The sequence below is a fragment of the Streptomyces sp. NPDC030862 genome (assembly GCF_055571835.1).
Genome location: NZ_JBVIEN010000005.1, coordinates 269,811 through 290,021, shown reverse-complemented (window position 1 = coordinate 290,021; position 20,211 = coordinate 269,811). Strand labels below are relative to the sequence as shown.

The 20,211-nt window shown below is 73.4% G+C and carries 19 protein-coding genes; 8 read left to right on the top strand and 11 right to left on the bottom strand.

Annotated features, from left to right (window positions below):
* The first annotated feature begins 156 nt into the window (after positions 1-156).
* From ACZ42X_RS15785 to ACZ42X_RS15775, 3 genes are read left to right on the top strand one after another with little or no spacing between them, the layout of a single operon-like run.
* Positions 157-957, top strand: a complete 801-nt coding sequence (locus ACZ42X_RS15785; RefSeq protein ID WP_468290143.1) for a polysaccharide deacetylase family protein — start codon at positions 157-159, stop codon at positions 955-957.
* A 41-nt stretch (positions 958-998) separates the two neighbouring features.
* Entirely contained in the window at positions 999-2,093 is a 1,095-nt protein-coding gene (locus tag ACZ42X_RS15780) for a DUF5925 domain-containing protein (protein ID WP_468289457.1), read from the top strand.
* A 21-nt stretch (positions 2,094-2,114) separates the two neighbouring features.
* On the top strand, positions 2,115-2,582 hold the full coding sequence (locus ACZ42X_RS15775) for a hypothetical protein (RefSeq protein WP_468289454.1): 468 nt from the start codon (positions 2,115-2,117) through the stop codon (positions 2,580-2,582).
* Between the two features lie 17 nt (positions 2,583-2,599).
* Here the strand turns inward: ACZ42X_RS15775 and ACZ42X_RS15770 are convergent, their stop codons facing one another.
* Complete coding sequence (locus tag ACZ42X_RS15770) at positions 2,600-2,989, bottom strand: GntR family transcriptional regulator (RefSeq protein ID WP_468289452.1); 390 nt, start codon at positions 2,987-2,989, stop codon at positions 2,600-2,602.
* Positions 2,990-3,071: 82 nt separating this feature from the next.
* Between ACZ42X_RS15770 and ACZ42X_RS15765 the strand changes: the two genes are divergently transcribed.
* Together ACZ42X_RS15765 and ACZ42X_RS15760 are read left to right on the top strand one after the other, a co-directional pair.
* A complete protein-coding gene (locus ACZ42X_RS15765) occupies positions 3,072-3,995 on the top strand; it encodes a GNAT family N-acetyltransferase (protein WP_468289450.1) in 924 nt (307 codons plus the stop codon).
* On the top strand, positions 3,976-4,488 hold the full coding sequence (locus ACZ42X_RS15760; protein ID WP_468289447.1) for a ribonuclease FAU-1 family protein: 513 nt from the start codon (positions 3,976-3,978) through the stop codon (positions 4,486-4,488). Before ACZ42X_RS15765 ends, ACZ42X_RS15760 begins: the two co-directional genes overlap by 20 nt.
* Before the next feature lies 1 nt (position 4,489).
* Here the strand turns inward: ACZ42X_RS15760 and ACZ42X_RS15755 are convergent, their stop codons facing one another.
* The 4 genes from ACZ42X_RS15755 to ACZ42X_RS15740 are packed head-to-tail and all read right to left on the bottom strand — an operon-like array spanning position 4,490 to position 7,924.
* Complete coding sequence (locus ACZ42X_RS15755) at positions 4,490-4,939, bottom strand: GNAT family N-acetyltransferase (RefSeq protein ID WP_468289445.1); 450 nt, start codon at positions 4,937-4,939, stop codon at positions 4,490-4,492.
* Positions 4,936-6,432, bottom strand: a complete 1,497-nt coding sequence (locus ACZ42X_RS15750) for a tripartite tricarboxylate transporter permease (protein ID WP_468289443.1) — start codon at positions 6,430-6,432, stop codon at positions 4,936-4,938. The genes ACZ42X_RS15755 and ACZ42X_RS15750 overlap by 4 nt, the downstream gene beginning before the upstream one ends.
* Positions 6,432-6,944, bottom strand: coding sequence for a tripartite tricarboxylate transporter TctB family protein (locus ACZ42X_RS15745; RefSeq protein ID WP_468289440.1), 513 nt, complete (start codon positions 6,942-6,944; stop codon positions 6,432-6,434). Before ACZ42X_RS15745 ends, ACZ42X_RS15750 begins: the two co-directional genes overlap by 1 nt.
* The gene (locus ACZ42X_RS15740; protein ID WP_468289437.1) at positions 6,941-7,924 is read right to left on the bottom strand and encodes a Bug family tripartite tricarboxylate transporter substrate binding protein; all 984 of its coding nucleotides are present in this window, start codon (positions 7,922-7,924) and stop codon (positions 6,941-6,943) included. Before ACZ42X_RS15740 ends, ACZ42X_RS15745 begins: the two co-directional genes overlap by 4 nt.
* Before the next feature lie 125 nt (positions 7,925-8,049).
* On the opposite strand from ACZ42X_RS15740, the gene ACZ42X_RS15735 reads away from it, so the two are divergent.
* Positions 8,050-8,718 (top strand): response regulator, encoded by a 669-nt coding sequence (locus ACZ42X_RS15735; RefSeq protein ID WP_468289434.1) that lies wholly within the window; start codon positions 8,050-8,052, stop codon positions 8,716-8,718.
* Between the two features lie 83 nt (positions 8,719-8,801).
* Here the strand turns inward: ACZ42X_RS15735 and ACZ42X_RS15730 are convergent, their stop codons facing one another.
* Positions 8,802-9,596: a hypothetical protein gene (locus ACZ42X_RS15730; RefSeq protein ID WP_468289432.1), complete on the bottom strand. Its 795-nt coding sequence runs from the start codon at positions 9,594-9,596 to the stop codon at positions 8,802-8,804.
* A 369-nt stretch (positions 9,597-9,965) separates the two neighbouring features.
* Here ACZ42X_RS15730 and ACZ42X_RS15725 point away from each other — a divergent pair, with 369 nt between their 5' ends.
* A complete protein-coding gene (locus ACZ42X_RS15725; protein WP_468289429.1) occupies positions 9,966-11,009 on the top strand; it encodes a lytic polysaccharide monooxygenase auxiliary activity family 9 protein in 1,044 nt (347 codons plus the stop codon).
* Between the two features lie 67 nt (positions 11,010-11,076).
* Here ACZ42X_RS15725 and ACZ42X_RS15720 read toward each other — a convergent pair whose 3' ends face one another.
* From ACZ42X_RS15720 to ACZ42X_RS15705, 4 genes are all read right to left on the bottom strand, one after another.
* Positions 11,077-12,126, bottom strand: a complete 1,050-nt coding sequence (locus ACZ42X_RS15720) for an LLM class flavin-dependent oxidoreductase (RefSeq protein ID WP_468289426.1) — start codon at positions 12,124-12,126, stop codon at positions 11,077-11,079.
* A gap of 10 nt (positions 12,127-12,136) precedes the next feature.
* The gene (locus ACZ42X_RS15715; protein ID WP_468289424.1) at positions 12,137-13,009 is read right to left on the bottom strand and encodes an esterase/lipase family protein; all 873 of its coding nucleotides are present in this window, start codon (positions 13,007-13,009) and stop codon (positions 12,137-12,139) included.
* A 300-nt stretch (positions 13,010-13,309) separates the two neighbouring features.
* A complete protein-coding gene (locus ACZ42X_RS15710) occupies positions 13,310-14,269 on the bottom strand; it encodes a DNA polymerase Y family protein (protein WP_468289421.1) in 960 nt (319 codons plus the stop codon).
* On the bottom strand, positions 14,266-17,724 hold the full coding sequence (locus tag ACZ42X_RS15705) for a DNA polymerase III subunit alpha (protein ID WP_468289418.1): 3,459 nt from the start codon (positions 17,722-17,724) through the stop codon (positions 14,266-14,268). The genes ACZ42X_RS15710 and ACZ42X_RS15705 overlap by 4 nt, the downstream gene beginning before the upstream one ends.
* A gap of 186 nt (positions 17,725-17,910) precedes the next feature.
* On the opposite strand from ACZ42X_RS15705, the gene ACZ42X_RS15700 reads away from it, so the two are divergent.
* Entirely contained in the window at positions 17,911-18,918 is a 1,008-nt protein-coding gene (locus tag ACZ42X_RS15700; RefSeq protein WP_468289415.1) for a DUF3533 domain-containing protein, read from the top strand.
* Positions 18,919-19,002: 84 nt separating this feature from the next.
* On the opposite strand, the gene ACZ42X_RS15695 is transcribed toward ACZ42X_RS15700, so the two are convergent.
* Entirely contained in the window at positions 19,003-20,076 is a 1,074-nt protein-coding gene (locus ACZ42X_RS15695; protein WP_468289412.1) for a S1 family peptidase, read from the bottom strand.
* Positions 20,077-20,211 lie beyond the last annotated feature (135 nt).

Below are 20,211 nucleotides of genomic sequence, written 5' to 3'. Positions count from 1 at the left end.
CGGAGACCGGCCGACCGGAGACGGACGGTCCGGAGACCGGTCGGCCGGAGACGGACGGACCGGAGACCGGTCGGCCGGAGACGGACGGACCGGAGACCGGTCGGCCGGAAACGGACCGACCGGAGGCGCGTCGTGACCGAGCCCGTGCCGATCCTGATGTACCACGCCGTCGGGCACCGGCCCGCGCAGGCGGCGTACGGGCTGTCCGTCGCGCCCGAGGCGTTCGCGGCGCAGATGGCGCTGCTCTCCGAGCGCGGGTTCACCCCGGTCACGGCCGCGGAGCTGGGTGCGGCCTGGCGGGGCGGCGTGCGGCTGCCGCCGCGGCCCGTACTGATCACCTTCGACGACGGCTACGAGGGCGTGCACCGGTACGCCCTCCCCGTCCTCGCCTCGCACGGGTTCGCCGCCACGCTGTTCGTCACGACGGGCTGGCTGCGGGGCGCGTACGAGGAGGGCGGCGCCCTGGACACCATGCTCGACTGGAGCCAGGTGCGCGAACTGGCCGCCGCGGGCACGGAGATCGGCGGCCACACCCACACGCATCCCCAACTGGACCAGCTCGACGACGCGCGGCTGCGGTCGGAGACCGTACGGTGCCGGGAGATCATCGCCGCGGAGCTGGGGGCCGCGCCGGTGTCCTTCGCCTACCCGTACGGCTACTCCACCCGGCGCGTGCGAAGTGCGGTGCGCGAGGCCGGCTTCGCGCAGTCGCTCGCCGTGGGCAACGCGCTGGCCCGGCGGTCGCAGGGGCCGTACGCGCTGCGCAGGGTGACCGTACGGCGCGGCACCCGCATCGAGACGTTCGAGCGGCTCGTGGAAGGGCGGGCGATCGGGCGGACGTTCGCGAAGGACCGGGCGCTCACGAAGGGGTACGCGGTGGTGCGCGCGGTACGGCGCGCCGGGACGGCCTTGGGGGGCGGCCGCGGGATCCGTGGCATCCGTGGCATCCATACATAAACGCCGTGCGGCGCGGCCGCGTGTGCCGGATCATGGGGGGCATGTCTGCCAACCCGCACGAGGCCCTGCCGATCCGGCTCAACGTCGACGACAGCGACTCCCCCGCCGACGTCGTCGACGCGCTGTTCCTGGGGCGCTTCGCGACGGGCGAGCAGCCGTACGCGCGGAGCACCACCATCGACCGGGTCAAGCCCGGCGCGGAGCTGTTCCCGCCGGGTGGTGCGGTGCTGCGCGCGGCGCGCGACGACGACCGCAGCGCGACCCTCGCCGAGGGCGACGGCTGGACGCTGCTGGTCTCCCGCTGGAACCGCGGCGCCGACGTCACCGTCACGGCGACCGACGCCGAGCTGGCCGAGCGGATCCTCCAGCAGGCGACCGACGGCGCGCAGGACGAGCCGGAACCGCAGCCCGACAACGTCACCATGGGCTTCTGGTACGTGTCGCCGCGGCGCGGCCCGCACCGTACGACGCGCCGGATCGCGGCGGGCACGTGGGAGGAGGTGCGGCCCAACTACACGGCGCCGGTGGCCGAGGCGATGGACCGGCTGATGAAGGTCACGCCGGACGACATCGCGGGCCGGCTGCTGCTCCTGCACGGCCCGCCGGGCACGGGCAAGACGTCCGCGCTGCGCACGCTGGCCCGGTCGTGGCGGGACTGGTGCCAGGTGGACTGCGTGCTGGATCCGGAGCGGCTGTTCAACGACGTCGGCTACCTGATGGACATCGCGATCGGCGAGGACGAGGGCACCGCCAACGGCCGCTGGCGGCTGCTGCTCCTGGAGGACTGCGACGAACTGATCCGGGGCGAGGCCCGGCACACGGCGGGCCAGGCCCTGTCCCGGTTGCTGAACCTGACGGACGGTCTGCTGGGCCAGGGCCGCAACGTCCTGGTGGGCGTGACCACCAACGAGGACCTGGAGCGCCTCCACCCCGCGGTGGTCCGCCCGGGCCGCTGCCTCGCCCGCATCGAGGTGGGGCCGCTCACGCGCGAGGAGTCGGTGGCCTGGCTCGGCACCGAGGAGGGCGTCGGACGCGACGGCGCGACCCTGGCCGAGCTGTACGCCCTGCGCCGCGGCACGGGCCCGGCCTCGGTCCCGGACCAGCCGAAGGGCCGCGACGCGGGGCTGTACCTGTAGCGGCCGGTAGCCTCGGCCGCCATGGGGATACAGACCGAAGTAGTGGCGGCTTACCCGATCAACGACGAGGTGGAGAGGGTGCTCGGGCTGGCCGAGGCGGTCGGCGAGCCCGTCACCGTCACGTTCGTGTGGGAGGGGCCTGGAGAGCCGGAGCACGCCGTGCTCGTGCCCGCGGCCACGCTGGCGCTCTGGGAGCATTGGGCGCCCGCGGCGTACCCGATGAGTGACACCGGGGACGAGAGCGGGGCCGGAGCGGAACGGCCGGAACTGGCCCACCCGGCGGAATTCGGGCCGTTCACGCTCTTTCGCCGTCGCGTGGGAGGGCGCACGGCGGTCGCTCGCGGAGGCGTGGTGGTCGCCGAGCTCCTGGACCCCGCCGAGGCGCGGTGGCTCGAAGAGCAGGCCCGCGATGTCCGCCAGGGCTTCATGGACCCGAAGCAGAGGGCGGCGTTCGAGGAGTTCCTCGCCCGGCAGCGGCCCGGCGCCTGACGGAGAAGCACCAGTTCCTACGGATGGCGGTACTGGTCGCCGTACGCCGCCCGCAGCGCGTCCGTGATCGCCGCGATGGCCTCGGCGTGGGTGAGGCCCAGGCGGTGGGCCTCCGTCGCGTACGCGGTGGCGGCCGTGGCGGCCTGGCGGGCGGCGGCGTCGGCCGCCGGGGCGATGAACGTGCCGCCGCGGCCGCGGGTTTCGATCACGCCGTCGGCCTCCAGCACCCGGTACGCCTTGGCGACCGTGTTCGCGGCGAGGCCCAGCTCCTCCGCCAGGCCGCGGACGGTCGGCAGCCTGTAGCCGACCGGGAGGCGGCCGGAGCGGGCCTGCTCGGAGATCTGGGCGCGGAGCTGTTCGTACGGGGCGGTGGAGGAACCCGCGTCGATGGAGATCGTCAAGGTCACGGGGCCGATTGTCCCCCACCTCTCCCCCGGGGCGCGGAAATGGGGAGGCGGCCGTCGCCGGACCGCGCGTAGCGTCGGCCCCATGACTGTGATCGTGCGCGATTTCCGACCCGAGGACGCCGAGGCCGTGAGCCGGTCGCGGCGCGTGACCGTGCCTTTCATGGCGGTGACGCCCCGCTCCGTGCTCTTCGACGTCGAGACGGCGAACCCGGCCGAGAAGATGCGGCTGCTGGTCGCCGAGAAGGACGGCGAGATCATCGGCACGGCCTATGCCGGCATCGCGTACGACAGCAGCGACCCCGGCCAGTCCCATGCCACTCCGCAGGTCCATCCCGGTCACCGGGGCCAGGGCGCGGGCGCGATGCTGCTGCGGGCGGCCGAGGAGCACCTGGCCGCCGAGGGCGCCACGGCGGTCTACAGCTGGGTGCTGGACGAGCCCGGGAGCCGGGCGTTCGCCGAGAAGCGCGGCTACCGCCCCACCCGGACCGCGCACTTCCAGCACCTGGACCTGGCCCGCGCGGCCCTGCCCGAGCTGCCGGGCGCCCTCCCGCCGGGTGTCGAGCTGCGCACCGCCGCGGACTACGAGGCCGACCCGCGCCCGATGTTCGAGGCGGACGCGGAGGCGACGTCGGACGAGCCGAGCGACATCGACACCGACCTCGACGACTACGAGGACTGGCTGGCGACGATCTGGAACAACCCGCTGCTGCACCGCGGTCTGTCGACCGTCGTGACCGTGGACGGCCGGGTGGCGTCGTACACGGCCGCCTACACGGACGAGGAGACGCGGTACGTCTCCGGTATGACCGGCACCCTGCGCGCGTTCCGCGGCCGGGGCCTGGCCAAGCTGGCCAAGACGGACTCGCTGCGCCGCGCCCGCGCGGCCGGCTTCACCGACGCGTACACCAGCAACGACGGCGAGAACGGGCCGATGCTGGCCATCAACAAGTGGTTCGGGTACGAGATCTGCGCGACGGAGGTCCGGCATGTCCGCACGCTCGGTTGACATCCGCCTCGTCAAGGCGGGCCGTACGAAGATCCGTTACCCGGCGGAGCTCGTCACCGACGACGGCACCAGGCTCACCGTCCGCGCGCCCTGGGCCGTGGACGGGGTGCGGGACTTCGGCTTCGTACGGTTCGAGCCGGGCGACGTCTTCACGGAGCACTACTGGCGGGACCGGTGGTACGCGGTGAAGGAGGTCCGGGACGGGACGGGCGCCCTCAAGGGCTGGTACTGCGACATCACGCGGCCCGCCGTCGTCGACGGCGGCGAGGTGGTGGTGGAGGACCTGGACCTCGACCTGTGGGTGTCGGGGGACGGAGCCGAGGTCCTGCGCCTGGACGAGGACGAGTTCGAGGCGAGCGGCCTGGCGGAGCGGGACCCGGAGGCGGCGGCCGCCGCCCGTGAGGCGCTGGACGCGCTGGAGGTCCTGGCCCGCGAAGGCCGCCTGCCGGGCGGGGGCCGGGGACCCGGGCGGGGGCCGGCGCCGGGGGCGTAGGTCAGGAGACGGGCTTGCGGTAGTGGATGCGGTCGTACGGGCCGTCCAGGCGCCGTTCGACGACCTCGTAGCCGTACCGCTCGTACATCTTCTGGTTCTCCCACATCATCGCGTTCGTGAGGAGCCGCACCTCGGGCAGGCCGAGCTCGCGGGCGCGCTCCTCCACGAAGGCGAGCAGGCGCCGGCCGAGGCCGGTGCCCTGCGCGTCGGGGTGGACGGCGAGGTTGTCCAGGTACAGGTGGTCGGCCTCGGTCCGCACCACGGCGAGGCCGGCCACGGGGGCACCGGTGACGAACACCCTGCCCGCCGCGACGTCGGCCGCGTGGTCCGCCTCCATCGGGGCCGGTACGAGACCGATCCGCGCGATGTAGTGGTGGTAGGCCGCGTCGGTGACGGCCTTCACGCGGCCGGTGTCGGCGGGGGTCGCGAGCCGGATTTCAAGATCGTTCATGCCCGTACGTTACGGCGGCGGAAGATCACCTTCCTCAGCAGGGGCCAGGCGAGCAGGAGCACGATCACGGCGTAGACGGCTACCGAGAACGGCGTGTCGACCAGGCCGGTGACGCTGCCGTCGCTGATCTGGAGCGCGCGGCGCAGCTGCTGTTCGGCGGCCGGGCCGAGGATGACGCCGATGACGGCGGGCAGCACGGGCAGGCCGTAGCGGCGCATGCCGAATCCGATGAGCCCGATGACCAGCAGGACGACCAGGTCCAGGGCCTCGCCGCCGACCGCGTACGCGCCGACCGCCGCGAAGAAGAGGATCCCTGCGTACAGGTAGGGGCGCGGGATGCGCAGCAGCTTGGCCCACAGGGGTGCGAGGGGCAGGTTCAGCGCGAGCAGCAGCACCATGCCGACGAAGAGCGAGGCGATCAGGCCCCACACCAGCTCCGGTTCGCGCTCGAAGAGCAGCGGTCCGGGCTGGATGCCGTACTGCTGGAAGGCGGCGAGCATCACGGCGGCGACGGCCGTGGTCGGCAGCCCGAGGGTGAGCATCGAGACCAGGGTGCCGGCCGCCGAGGCGGACGCCGCCGACTCCGGTCCGGCGACGCCCTCGATGGCGCCGCGCCCGAACTCGTCCTTGTGCTTGGACAGCCGCTTCTCGGTGACGTACGACAGGAAGGTCGGGATCTCGGCGCCGCCGGCCGGGATCGCGCCGAACGGGAAGCCGATCAGCGGTCCGCGCAGCCACGGCTTCCAGGTGCGCCGGAGGTCCGCGCGGCCGAGCCAGGGCCGGCCGACGGGGATCGCGTTGCCGCCGGTACGCCGCAGGTGGGCGGCGACCCACAGCGCCTCGCCGATCGCGAAGAGGCCGACCGCGACGATGACGACGTCGATGCCGTCGGCCAGTTGGAGCGAGCCGAAGGTGAGCCGCTGCTGGCCGGTCATCTGGTCCAGGCCGACCAGGCCGAGGGTGAGGCCGATGAGGAGGGAGGCCAGGCCCCGGATCCGGGACGAGCCGAGGACCGACGTCACGGCGATGAACGCCAGCACCATGAGGGCGAAGTAGTCGGGCGCGCCGATGTCCACCGCCAGGTCGGCGACGGTCGGGGCGAGGGCGACGAGCAGGATCGTGCCGATCATGCCGCCGGCGAAGTGGCCGCCCGCGGCGGCCGCGAGCGCCTGCGCGCCGCGCCCGGCCTTGGCCATCGGGTTGCCCTCGATGGCGGCGACGACGGCGGCGCTCTCGCCCGGGGTGTTGAGCAGGATGGAGGTGGTCGAGCCGCCGAACATCGCGCCGTAGTAGATGCCCGCGAACATGATGAACGCGCCGGTGGGCTCCAGCCCGTACGTCACGGGCAGCAGCAGCGCGACGGCCATGGCCGGGCCGATGCCGGGCAGGACGCCGATGGCGGTGCCGAGCAGGACCCCGATCGCCGCCCAGAGCAGGTTCATGGGGGTGAGGGCGGTGGAGAAGCCGCCGAGGAGGGAGTTCAGGGCATCCATCAGAGCACTCCCATCAGCGGTCCGCCGGGGAGCGGGACGCCGAGCAGGTGGGTGAAGACGAGGTGGGTGAGGACGGAGAGGACGGCCGCGACGAGCGGGTCCCGGTCGAGGCGCCGGCTGCCGAGCGCGTACGCGGAGCCCCAGAAGAGCAGCGCGCCCGCGAGGGGGAAGCCGAGCGGGTCGATGAGGACGGCGGCCGCGAGGAAGACTCCGGCGAGGAGGAGGACCGTGCGCCAGTCGCTCGGCTCGGACAGGTCGACGTCCTCGCCGCCCTCGGCTTCGCCGCGCCCGCCGCGCAGGACGTCGACGGCGAGGAGGACGGCGACGGCGAGGAGGCCCGCGCCGACGACGAGGGGGACGGTGGTGGGGCCGACGGGCCCGCGCTGCGCGAGGTCGACGTCCATCGTCAGGGCGTCGGTCAGGACGAGTACGCCGATGACGGCGAGCAGCAGGCCGACGCCGAGCTCGGAGTGCTCGCGCAGCCAGGAGCGGCGGTCGGTGGGCGTGGTCACAGTCCCAGCTCCTTCAGGACGGAGTCGACCCGGCGGTCCTGCTCGTCGAGGAAGGCGCCGAACCGGTCCCCGGCGAGGAAGGCGTCCGTCCAGCCGTTCTTCTCGAGGGAGGCGCGCCACTGCGGGGAGTCGTGCAGCGCGGTGACGAGACCGATGAGCTTGTCGCGCTCGGCGGCGGAGAGGCCGGGCGGTGCGACGATGCCGCGCCAGTTGGTGAACTCGGTGTCGAGTCCCGCCTCGCGGAGGGTCGGCGCGTCGAGGCCGGGGACGCGCTGGGGGCCGGTGACGGCCAGCAGCCGCAGTTCGCCCGCCTTGATCTGGTCGAGGTACTCGCCGACGCCGGAGACACCGAAGGCGACCTTGTCGCCGAGGATGGAGGCGAGCAGCTCGCCACCGCCGTCGAACGGGACGTAGTTCACGGATTTCGGGGCGATCCCGGCGGCCTGCGCCATCAGCATCGGCGCGAGGTGGTCGGGCCCGCCGGGCGACGACCCGCCGCCGACGGGCAGCTTGCCGGGGTTTGCGCGCCAGGCCGCCAGCAGGTCCTGGATGGTCTTGTACGGGGAGTCCTTGCCGACGACCACGATGTCCTGCTCCTCGGTGAGCCGGGCGATGGGCGTGGTGTCGGCGAGGGTCGCCGGGGTCTTGTTGGTGTGGACGGCTCCGACGACGCCGAGGCCCATGGACATGGCGAGCTTGCCGTTGCCGTGCTCGCCGACGAGCCGGGTCAGGCCGACGGTGCCGCCGGCGCCGGGCAGGTTGAAGACCTCGATGTCCTGGGTGAGGCCCGCGTCCTCGGCGTTCTTGGCCGCGGTGCGCGCGGTGATGTCGTACCCGCCGCCGGGGGTGTTGGGCACCATGAGGCGCAGGCCGGGGATCCGGGTGCCGGTGTCGGAGCCGCTGCCCGGGGTGAGCAGCGGCGGTCCCAGGAGGACCAGCAGCGCCGCGCCGAGCAGGGCGAGCGGGGTGCGCGATCGCAACGGAGCCGCCTTTCGTGTCGGAAGGGTGTGAGGTGGCCCACATGTTGCCCGTGCGTGAAGAAGCTGTCTCCCTTCCGCAACCAACGGACGTTGTGGTCGTTGTGGTCACGACCTAGCGTGTCGCCGTGACGAAGGTGCTGGTGGTCGACGACGACTTCATGGTCGCCAAGCTGCACTGCCGCTATGTCTCCGCCGTGGAGGGCTTCACGGTCGTGGGGGCCGCGCACACCGGCGCGGAGGCGCTGCGGGCGGCCGATGCCCTGCGCCCGGACGTGGTGCTGCTGGACGTCTACCTGCCCGACATGGACGGGATCGCCGTGCTGCGCGCGCTGCGGGCGGCGGGGCACGGCGTGGACGCGCTGTTCATCACGGCGGCGCGGGACGCGGGCACGGTCCGCTCGGCGCTGCGCGCCGGGGCCCTGCACTATCTGATCAAGCCCTTCAGCCAGGCGGCGCTGCGCGATCAGCTGCTGCACGTGGCGGCGGTGCGGAGCCGTCTGGACGCGTTGGACGAGGCGCGCCAGGAGGACGTGGACCAGATCTTCGGCACGCGCCCGCCGGGCTCGCGCGAACTCCCGAAGGGCCTGGCGCCGCACACGGCGGAGCTGGTGGACCGCATCCTGCGGGCCCATCCGGGAGGCCTGTCGGCCGCGGAGTGCGCGGAGGCGGGCTCGCTGTCGCGCGTGAGCGCCCGCCGGTACCTGGAGTACTTCGCGGAGACGGGCCGCGCGGAGGTGACCCTGCGGTACGGCGGCACGGGCCGGCCGGAACGGCGGTACCGGAGGGTGGGCTGAGACACGACGAGGCCCGTCTCGCCCACGGTGGGCGGGACGGGCCTCGTGACGGGGTCCGGCGGGGAGGTCGGCCGGGCGGGGCCTCAGCCGCCGAGCTTCTCCGCGTCGATCACCTCGTCGGCGGGCGGCGCGGTGATGGTGAGGGGCTTGTCGAAGTCGCTGAGCTCGATCGGCCCGGGGTCCTCGCCCCCCTCGGTGACGCCCTTCAGCAGGTACGGCTGTCCCGTGGTGGCGACGTAGAGCGTGATCGTCTCGTCGCCTTCCTTCTTGGACAGGACGGCTGCGGGCTGGCCGTTGACGGTGCTGTCGGCGCCCCTGGCGAAGCCCGTGCCAGCCTCGTCGGCCGGCGCCAGCATGGCGTCGATGTCACACATCGCCGCCATCTCGTCCCCCTCCATCTCCGAAGCCGGCACCTTCATCCAGCGGCCCTTGGTCAGCTCGACCACGGCATCGATCTCCTCCTGGGAGGAGCCGTCCTCCTTGAGCGACTGCCCCCAGAACTTCGCGTCGCCCTTGATGTAGTACGCCTTGCCGACCTTGCGGAGCTGGGCGGTCGCCCCCGCCTCGGTCGTCGTCCCTTCGCAGTCACCCGTCTTGCCGATGGTGACGCCGACCACCGTGGGCGGCTTCTGCGAAGCGTCCGTGAGCTTCACCTTGACGGAATCGACGGTCTTGGTGACGTCCAGCGACTTGTCGGCGATCTGGTCGGCCGTCATCCCCGCGAAGGGGTCGACCGGCTTCGCCGGCGACGGCGACGCGCTCGGGGTCGCCTTGCCGGCCTTGTCGGACGTGCCGCCGTCGCTCTTCGAGCAACCCGTCAGGGTCAGGGCCACGGCGGCGCAGACGGCCGCGCTCACCAGCGTCTTGTTGATCGCCATACTTGTCTCCTCATTCGCGTGCGCTTCAGCGCGTCATGCCAGACCCCCGAGGTCGTGCGAGGGATGTACGCGTCGAAACGTGATGTCCGCCACTCGTCTGCCACTCGACCTGCCAGGCCGGGCGCATGGCTGAGCGGGATCCGGAAGGCCGCTTCCTGATCGTCTTCTTAGCGCTCCCTTAAGCGGAGCATAAGAATCCCCATCCACCGCTCCCTGCAGGCCTTTTCGGGGTTTCGAGGGGCTAGCTTGCTGATCACCGGGCTGGTCCGGGCCGTCGGCGCCGAGCTCATCGGGGGGCTGCGCCGCCCGTCCGGATCCGGTTTCCGTAGCCACCCCCCACAACGCCGTCCCTCGAAGGAGTACGTCACCATGAGCTCTCGCCGCCGTACGGCCGCCGCAGCCGCCGTCCTCGGAGCCGCGCCGCTCGCGCTGGCAGGACTGGCCGCCGCCCCGGCCGCCGCGCACGGGACGTTGACGGACCCCGTCAGCCGGGTGTCCGCCTGTTACGCCGAGGGGCCCGAGAGCCCCGACTCCGCGGCGTGCAAGGCGGCGGTCGCGGCGAGCGGGGCGCAGGCGTTCTACGACTGGAACGAGGTCAACATCGCCAACGCCGCCGGGAACCACCAGCGGCTGATCCCCGACGGCAAGCTGTGCAGCGCCAACCGCGACAAGTACAAGGGGCTCGACCTGCCCCGCGCGGACTGGCCGTCCTCGCCGCTCGCCGCCGGCAAGCACACCTTCCACTACAAGGCGACCGCGCCGCACAAGGGCTCCTTCGAGCTGTACATCACCAAGGACGGCTACGACCCGTCCAAGCCGCTGAAGTGGTCGGACCTGGAGGCCAAGCCGTTCGCGAAGGTGACCAACCCGAAGCTGGAGAACGGCGCGTACGTCTTCGACGGCGTCGTCCCGGCGAAGTCCGGGCGCCACCTGGTCTACTCGATCTGGCAGCGCTCCGACTCCCCCGAGGCGTTCTACACCTGCTCCGACGTGGTCTTCGGCAAGGACAGCGGCGGCTCCGCCCCGGCGCCGACCGCCTCGGCCCCCTCCGACCAGCAGATCGAGGACGGCGCCGACCAGTCGACGGTCGACCACGGCGGCCACGGGGGCGACGAGCACCGCACCCCGCAGCCGTCCGCCCCTGCGTCGGCCGCCCAGCCGCCGAAGGACACGAAGACGCCCGGGGCCGAGGCGCCCGGGGCCAACGCTCCCCAGGCGAACGACGCGAGCACCCCGTCGCCCGCCGCCGCGCCCGCGACCGCGGCCGGCGGGGACAACCTCGCCGAGACCGGTGCCGACGGCACGACCACGTACGTGGCGGTCGGCGGCGCGGCCGTCCTGGCCCTCGGGGCCGCGGTGCTGTTCGGTGCCGCGCGCCGCAAGTCCGCCCCGGCGGGGCGGCACGGCCGCTGACGGCGGCGTACAGACCGACGGTGCCGGGGTCCGCGCGGAGGCGGGCCCCGGCACCGTCATGCCACGCTCACTCCCACACCGGCATGAGGTGGTCGTGGATCAGGCGCAGCTGCGTGTCCACGTCCGCGACGCCCTCCAGGTCCCGACCGGTGAAGGCCCGCACCAGCGCCCGGTCCGTGACGGCGCAGATCATGTGGTTGACCCCGCTCGGCTCGATCTCGCGGCGGATCTTCTCCAGGCACTCCTCGGGCGTGCCCGACACCGACAGCTTCTCCGCGATCTCCGGCGAGGTCAGCTCGATGCCCCGGGCGAGGTCGCCGGCGCCGATGGCGTCGATCACCGGCTTGAGCTCGGCCGGGTCGACGCCGTTGCGGCGCAACTGCTCCTCCGGCATGGCGGAGGCGTAGATGCCGACCATGGAGCGGGCGGCCTCCTTGGCCTTCGCCCCGTCGGGTCCGGTGGCGAAGACCACCCACGCCCCGATGTCGAGGGACCGCCAGTCCTTGCCCGCGCGCTCGGCGCCGGCGCGGATGCGGCCGACGGCGTAGTCGTACGCCTCGCGCGTGTAGCTGAGCGCGTGGTGGCAGCCGTCCGACAGCTCGCCCGCCGCCTCGAAGGACCTGGGTCCGCGCATCGCGCCCAGTTTGACCGGCAGGTGGTCCTGTACCGGCCGGGCGAAGGTGAACAGCCCGTCGTACCGGAAGAACTCGCCGTCGTACGTGAGGGTGCCCTCGTCCAGCAGGGTGCGGATGACGTGCAGCGCCTCCTTGGTGCGGGACAGCGGGCGCTGCGCGGCCCAGTCGATGCCGTACTGGGCGAGGAGGCCGAAGTTCCCGCTGGAGATCACGCCTTCGGCGCGTCCGCCGGACAGTTCGTCGAGGGTGGCGAGGGACTGCGCGATGAGGGTGGGTTCGCGCAGGACGACGGAGGAGAGGCTGGGCCCGAAGCGGATGCGGCTGGTCTGTCCGGCCGCCGCCGCGAAGAGCAGCCACATGTCCTTGTGCCAGGTCTCGTCGGCGGCGTAGCAGGCGTGGAAGCCGAGTTCGTCGGCGAGCCTGATGGAGGCCAGGGAGTCGGTCAGCGGGTAGTCGGGAAGGAGCACGTAGCTGAACTTCACTTCAGTCCCTTCAGTTGACGACTGACGCGCACGTGGTCGGTGTCGCGTGCGCCGGATCCAGCGCGTTCACGACCTCGTGGAACACGATCCGGTCGGTCAGCCCTATCGCCACGTGCTCGGAGAAGTCCAGGGGGCACAGGTCCTGGAGGAGCACGTTTCGGACACGCGGGCCGTCGAGGAACTGGGAGCGGTACGGCGTGACGACCTGGTCGTACCTGGTGGCGATGACGGTGTAGTCGACGCCGGGGACGGTGTCGCCGCCCTCGTTGAGCTTCGTCAGGAACGGCGAGCCGGCCACCTGGTCGGCGAGGGCCGGGGTCTTCTCGTTCAGCAGGTGGGCCACGCCGGGGAAGTACGGCAGCAGCGCGGTCAGGCCGAGCAGCGTGGTGCCGTGGTTGTCGGGGGCGATGCCGACGAGGGCGTTCACCTTGTCGGCGCCGCCGAGGAACTTGAGGTAGTGGCGGGGCATCATGCCGCCCTGCGAGTGGCCGACGAGGTCGGCCTCGGCGGCGCCGGTCGCGGCGAGGACCTCGTCGACGTACGCGTCGAGCTGTTCGGCCGACTTCTCGATGGGGCCGAGGCCGTGGACGAACGGCACGCCGGGCAGCTGCCCGTAGTCGAGCGAGAAGACGCAGTAGCCGCGCCGCACCAGGTACGGCGCGAGGCCGAGCCAGTTGTCGACGGAGTTGGCGAACGTGCCGTGGACGAGCACGACGGGCCGGGGGTGGGCCGCGGACGGCTTGCAGGAGTAGTCGTTCCAGCCGCTGCTGGGCGCGGTGGCGGCGTGGGCGGTTCCCGTGGCCGGGGTGAGGGTCGCGGCGACGGTGAGGGCGAGGGCGGCCAGCGCCGCTCTGAACGCGCGGCGGAGGGGTGAGGGCAGCATCGAGTGGTCTCCCTGCGGCTCGAGGAATGGGTGGGGCGTCGGCGGGACGCCCCGTGGCCCGGACCACTGATGGGGGACGCGGCATGGGGATTGCCGCGTTCATGCCAAGTTACGCAGGGGTGGCGGGGCAGGGGAAGTTACGCGTCGGTAAAAAAGCGGCCGCGTGACGCCGCGCCGCGTTACGTGCGACTGGGCCCCGTTACGCCGCGCCGCGTTACGCACCCTTTCGGCCACGCCACGCGGCCTGTTACGCGCGACCCGGCCGCGCCACTCGGCCCCGTTACGCGCGCCTCGGCCGCGTTACGCCGCCAGCGAGCCCGGGCCGATGATGCCCGGCCCGAACCGGGCGCGCGCCTTGTCCGCCACCGCCTCCAGCCGCCGCGCCTTCTCGTCCGCCGCGTCGAAGGAGAGCTGGTGCGCGGCGTGTTCGGCGGGCATCAGCCCCTCCGCGCGCAGCCCGACGGCCCGCACCCGGGCCCGCTGCAGCCCGAGCGCCTCGTGCATCGCGTACGCGGTGGCCGCCAGGTCCGCCGAGTGGGCGCTCGGTTCGCGCAGGGTACGCGTCCGCGTGGTCGCGGTCCGGTCGGCGTACCGCACGGTCAGCGTCAGCGAGCGGCACACCTGTCCCTCGCCCCGCATCCGCGCGCCCAGCTCCCCGGCGAGCGACAGCAGGGCGCGCCGGTGCCGCTCCCGGTCCAGCTCGTCGCGGTCGAAGGCCCGCTCGGCCCCGACGGAGCGGGAGGCGGCGTTCGGGACGACGGCCGTGCGGTCGACGCCCCGGGCCCGCTCCCACAGTTCGCGCCCGGCCCGCGCGCCGACGATCCGCTGGAGCACGGCGAGCGGCGCGGCGGCGACGCGCCCGATGGAGTCGAGCCCGTACGCGCAGAGCGTGCGCGCGGTGGCGGGGCCGACGCCGTACAGCGCGGCGACCGGCTTGTCGCGCAGGAACGCCTCGGCGTCCTCCACCACCAGCGTCGTGCCGGGTGCCGCGTCCCGCGCCGCCATGCGGGCGAGCATCGGGTTGGGCCCGGCGCCGATGGCGCACTCGACGCCGTACAGGGCGAGCGCCCGGACCCGGATCACGGCGGCGAGTTCGGCGGGGCCGCGCCCGAAGTACCGTACGGCTCCGCGGACGTCGGCGAGCGCGGCGTCGGGCGGGGCCGCCTCGACGACGGGCGTGAACTGGCCGAGCATGCCGACCAGTTGCGGCAGCATCGCTTCGTACATCGGCTCCAACCGGAATCGTACGTAGAGGATCATCCCGCGCTCCCCTGACTCTGGTGCCACAGCTTCTTCGGGACCTTCGCCGCCCCCTCGCCCGCCGGGCGCAGGTCGGCCCAGGGGTTCATCTCGTAGCCCGTCGGCATCGTGATGCGCCGCCCGCTGTCGGAGGACGACGGCGGGACGCCGTCCGGCGCCGGCTCGGCCAGCCGCGCCGCGACCGCGTCCAGGCCGCCCTCGCGCCGCAGCTCCACCAGTTCGGCGAGGTTCCAGGCGGCGGAGGCCACCACGCTGAAGCTGCGCGGGCCGCGGCGCTGCACCACGCCGCGTACGAGCAGCAGCCAGGAGTGGAAGACGGTGTGCGCGCACCGCTCGTGGCTGTCGTCGAAGAAGGCGAGGTCGACCAGGCCGGTGCCGTCGTCGAGCGTGGTGAAGATGACGCGCTTGCCGGACCTGATGGGCGGGGTCTGGGTGGCCGCCTTGGCGCCCGCGACGAGCACGGTCTGCCCGTGCGGGGCCGCGCGCAGCCGCTGCGCGGAGACGACGCCCAGCTCGGCGAGGAAGGCGTGGTGATCGCTCATCAGGTTCCGTGAGGCGTCCATGGACAGCACGCCCAGTTCGGCGCTGAGCCGCTCCTCCTCGGTGAGGTCCGGCAGCCCGATCGGCGCGGACTTCCGGCCGCCCGCGAGCGGCAGTTGGTCGCCGTAGGAGCCGGAGCCCCGCTGCATGCGGTGGAGTTCGGAGAGGTGCAGCAGCAGGTCACGGCGGTTGCCGCCGAAGGCGTCCAACGCGCCGACCTGGGCGAGCCGTTCGGCGACGGGACGGCTGGGCCGGGCCCGCTCCCAGAAGTCGAGCAGGGAGGCGTACGGCTGCCCGGCCTCGATGCGCGCCGCCTCCGCCTCGCTCATCCCGTGGACGTCCGCGAGGGCGAGCCGCAGGCCCCACTTCCCCAAAGAACCAGACACCAGTTCGATACAGTGGGCGACCGCCGACCGGTTCACATCCACCGGCAGCACCGGCACCCCGCGCCGCCGCGCGTCCGCCAGCAGCAGCCGCTTGGGATACATACCGGGATCATGCGTGAGCAACCCGGCGTAGAAGGCGGCCGGGTAATGCGCCTTCAGCCACGCCGACTGGTACGTCGGTACGGCGAAGGCCACCGCGTGCGCCTTGCAGAAGCCGTACGACCCGAAGGCCTCGACGATCTCCCAGGTCCGGGCGACCACGTCGTCCGCGTACCCCCTCTCCTTGGCGTGCCGCTCGAACCAGACCTTGATGCGGCCCTGCGACTCGGGGTCGGACAGCCCGCGCCGCACCGCGTCGGCCTCCTCGCGGCCGCAGCCGGTCATGATGTCGAGGATCTTGATGATCTGCTCGTGGAAGACGACGACCCCGTACGTCTCCTTCAGCGCGTCCTCCAGGTCCGGGTGCGGATAGCGCACGGGCACCCGGCCGTGCCGCGCCTCGATGAACGGCCGGACCATGTCGGCCGCGACCGGCCCGGGCCGGAAGAGCGAGATGTCCACGACCAGGTCGTGGAAGGTGGACGGCTGGAGCCGCCCGACCAGGTCGCGCTGGCCCGGTGACTCGATCTGGAAGCAGCCGAGCGTCTCCGCCGACTGGATGAGCCGGTACGTGGCCGGGTCGCCGGGCCGCACCCGCTCCGGGTCGTCGATGTCGACGACCTCGCCGCTCGCCCGCTCGACCTCGGCGACGGCGTGCGCCATCGCCGACTGCATCCGCACGCCGAGCACGTCGAGCTTGAGCAGGCCGAGCTCCTCCACGTCGTCCTTGTCGAACTGGGACATGGGGAAGCCCTCGCCGCTGGTCGGCACCACCGGCGTGCGCCGCAGCAGCGAGGCGTCCGAGAGCAGCACCCCGCACGGGTGCATGGCGACGCCGCGCGGCAGCGCGTCCAGCGCCTCGACCAGCTCCCACAGCCTGCCGTACCTCTCCTTCTCCCCCGCCAGCGCGCGCAGCTCGGGCAGCTCGTCCAGCGCGGCGCGGGCGTCGCGGGCGCGGATGTGCGGAAATGCCTTGGCGATCCGGTCGATGTCGGCCGGGTCCATCGAGAGCGCGGCGCCCACGTCGCGTACGGCGTGGCGCACCCGGTACGTCTCGGGCATGGCGACGGCGGCGACCCGCTCCGGGCCGAAGCGGTCGAGGATCGCGCGGTAGACCTCCAGGCGGCGCGCGGACTCCACGTCGATGTCGATGTCGGGCAGCGCGGGCCGCCGCACGGAGAGGAACCGCTCCATCAGCAGGTCCTGCTCCACGGGGTCGGCGTGGGCGATGCCGAGGACGTGGTTGACGAGCGACCCGGCGCCGGAGCCGCGCGCGGCCACCCGGATGCCCATCTTCCGGGTGTCCTCGACGACCTGGGCGACGGTGAGGAAGTACGTGGCGAAGCCGAGCCGCTCGATCGTGCGCAGCTCGTCGTCCAGGCGGGTCCAGTACGCGCGCTTCCGGTCGTGGCCACGCAGCACCATCCCGGCGGCGCAGCGCGAGCGCAGCACCCGCTCGGCGGTGCGCCGGTCCGCGCCGACGAGGTGCGCCTCGGGGAAGTGCACGCTGCCGATGCCGAGGTCGTCCTCGGGGTCGACGAGGCACGCGGCGGCGGTCTCCTCGGTGAGGGCGAGCAGCCGGTGCGCGGTGTCGCGGCGGAAGCCGGCGGCCTCGGCGACGCGCTCGGCGGTGGCGGCCATCGCGGCCGGATCCTTGAGCCAGCGCTCCCCGCTGTCGAGGCCCTTGCGCGGGTCGATCGGCACCAGGCGGCGGGCCGCGTCGAGGACGTCGGCGACCGGACCGAGGCCGGGGTCGGCGTACCGCACGGCGTTGCTGAGCACGGCGCGGACGCCCTGCTCGGCGGCGAGGCCGAGGGTGCGGGCGGCGTGCCGCAGCGAGCCGGGGCCGGTTCCGGTGCGGCCGTGGTGGACGACCTCCAGGCGCAGGGCGTCGCCGTACGCCTCGCGCCAGGGGGCGAGGAGCCGGGCGGCGCGGTCGGGCCGTCCGGCGGCGAGGGCGCGGCCGACCTCGGAGTCGGGTCCGAGCAGGACGGTCACGTCGTCGCCGTGGTTGTCCCGCCACGGCAGCAGCGGCGTGGGGCCTTCGGCGGCGTGCGCGGCGGTGATCAGCCGGCACACGGTGGCCCAGCCCGCCCGGGAGCGGGCGAGGAAGAGGGCGCGGGGCGCGGACTCGTCGACGAAGGCGCCGCCGCGCACGGGGGTGCGGCGCCGCTCGGTCGGCGACCCGCCCTGCGGCCCGTCCTCCCGTGCCGGCGCGCCGGTTGCGAGGTCGACGCCGAACAGGGGGCGGACGCCCTCCTTGGCGCAGGCCAGGGCGAAGCGGACCGCGCCCGCGACGGTGTCGCGGTCGGTCAGGGCGACGGCGTCCATGCCGCGCTCGGCGGCGCGCGCCGCGAGCCGCTCCGGGTGGGAGGCCCCGTACCGCAGGGAGAAGCCCGAAACGGTGTGCAGATGCGTGAAGCCTGGCACCCGCACCTCCTGGATCGATCCGCTCTCACCTCCCCCACTCACCACCATAGACCAATTTCGAACGTCTGTACGACACGCTTTCCGAACGCCTCACCGAACGCCCCCGCCGGGCGCCCCCGCCCCGCCGGGTCCGCCATTCAGCCCACCCCACCTGCGAAGACGCGGGCCGCCCCGGAGCGTGGGGGCATGAAGTTCGCCGACGAGGTCAAGAACGCCGTCACCCCGCGGGCCGCGCTGCTGGTCATCGGCGTCCTCGCCCTGCAGCTGCTCTTCATCGCCTCCTACGTGGGCGCCCTGCACCATCCGAAACCCCGGGACGTGCCCTTCGGCGTGGTGGCCCCCGGCCCCGCCGCCGCCCAGGCCGCCGACCGCCTGGGCCGGCTGCCGGGGGACCCGCTCGACCCCCGGGTGGTCCGCGACGCGGCGGAGGCGCGCCGGCAGATCATGGACCGGAAGATCGACGGCGCGCTGATCGTCGACCCGCGGGGCAGCACCGACACCCTGCTGGTCGCCTCCGGCGGTGGCGCCGCCCTCGCCAACGCGCTCACCCGGATCACCACCGACGTCGAACAGCACCAGCGGCGCACCGTCCGCACCGTGGACGTCGCCCCCGCGTCCCCCGGGGACTTCAACGGCCTCTCGGCCTTCTACCTCGTCGTCGGCTGGTGCGTGGGCGGCTACCTGTGCGCGTCGATCGTCGCGATCAGCGCCGGCTCCCGCCCCTCGAACCCCCAGCGGGCGATCATCCGCCTCGGCGTCGTCGCGCTCTCCGGAATCGCCGGCGGCCTCGGCGGGGCGCTCATCGTCGGGCCCGTGCTCGACGCGCTACCAGGCAGCATCCTGGGCCTGTGGGGTCTGGGCGCCCTGGTGGTCTTCGCGGTCGGCGCGGCCACCCTCGCGCTCCAGGCGGTCACCGGTGTCGTGGGCATCGGCCTGGCGGTCCTGCTCATCGTGATCGCCGGGAACCCGAGCGCGGGCGGCGCCTTCCCGGCCCCGATGCTGCCGGACTTCTGGCGCGCGATCGGCCCGGGCCTGCCGCCGGGCGCCGGTACGTGGGCGGCGCGCTCGATCGCGTACTTCCGCGGCAACGCGGTCTCCGGCCCGGCGCAGGTGCTCGCGATCTGGGCGCTGATCGGCACCGTGATCACACTGGTGGCGTCGGCGGTACGCAAGGAGCCCGGCCAACCTGCGTGAGCGGCATGACAAGGCCCCGGGCCTCCACCAAGAGGGCCCGGGGCCTTGTGCCCGTGTCGGCCGAACCGCGCCGGCCGTCCCGCGTCAGCCGATCCGCGCGCCGTACGCCGTCAGCGCCTCCGTCACCGGCTGGAAGAAGGTCGTCCCGCCGGAGGAGCAGTTGCCGCTGCCGCCGGAGGTCAGACCGATCGCGGTGTCGCCCGCGAAGAGCGAGCCGCCGCTGTCGCCCGGCTCGGCGCAGACGTTGGTCTGGATGAGGCCGTGCACGATCTGGCCGTTGCCGTAGTTGACCGTGGCGTTGAGGCCGGTGACCTCGCCCTCGTGCACCTGGGTGGTCGAGCCGCTGCGGGTCACCTTCATCCCGACGGTCGCCTCGCCCGCCTTGGTGATCTTCTGCACGCCGCCGTTGTAGAGGTTCACCTCGCTCGGCTCCGGGGTCATGCTGTGGTACCTGACCAGCGAGAAGTCGTCGCCTGGGAAGCGCGAGTCGACCATCGTGCCGATCGCGGGACCGCCCGCGGTCGCCGACCAGCGGCTGCCGGCCTCGCCGCAGTGGCCCGCGGTGAGGAAGTGCGGCTGGCCGTCCTTCACCACGTTGAAGCCCAGCGAGCAGCGCCCGCCCCCGCTGTGGATGGCGTCACCGCCCCGGAGGAACGGCGTGAACACACCCGGGGTGCGCCGCAGTTCCGCCTTCGAACCCAGGCTCCGCACCACGCCCTTCAGCTTCTCCCACGACGCGCCCTTCACGGTCCCGTCCGCCGTGACGACCACCTTGTTCGTCACCGGGTCCAGGGCCCAGGAGGTCCCCGGCATGGTCGCCCGGTCCGTCAGGGTCCGCCGGGCGTCGGCGAGCTCGGCCAGGCTGTGTTCGACGACTCTCGCCTTGCCGCCCGCCTCGCGCACGGTGTCGGCCGCGTCCTCGTCGACCACGTTGACCACGAGCGCCCGGGACTTCGCGTCGTAGTACGCGCCGGCCGCGTCACCGCCGAGCCGCTCGGTGAGCGTCGAGGCGAGGTTTCCGGCCGCCGTCACGGACAGCGGCCTCACCTCCGCGTCACTGGCGTTCGCCGTCTGGAACGTGATGCCCGCGCCCAGCAGGGCCACCGCGGCTCCGCCGGCCAGCGCCGCACGCCTTTTGGGTATGCGTCGATGCTTCAACTTGGACCTCCTGTGGGGGGCCGTACCAGGACAAGTGGGGTGACCTGGCACGGAGGATGGGAGTCCACTATCCCGACGCAAACAGGTAGCACACAAGGTCGACTTCGGGACGCGCACGCGATTTTCACTATGCGC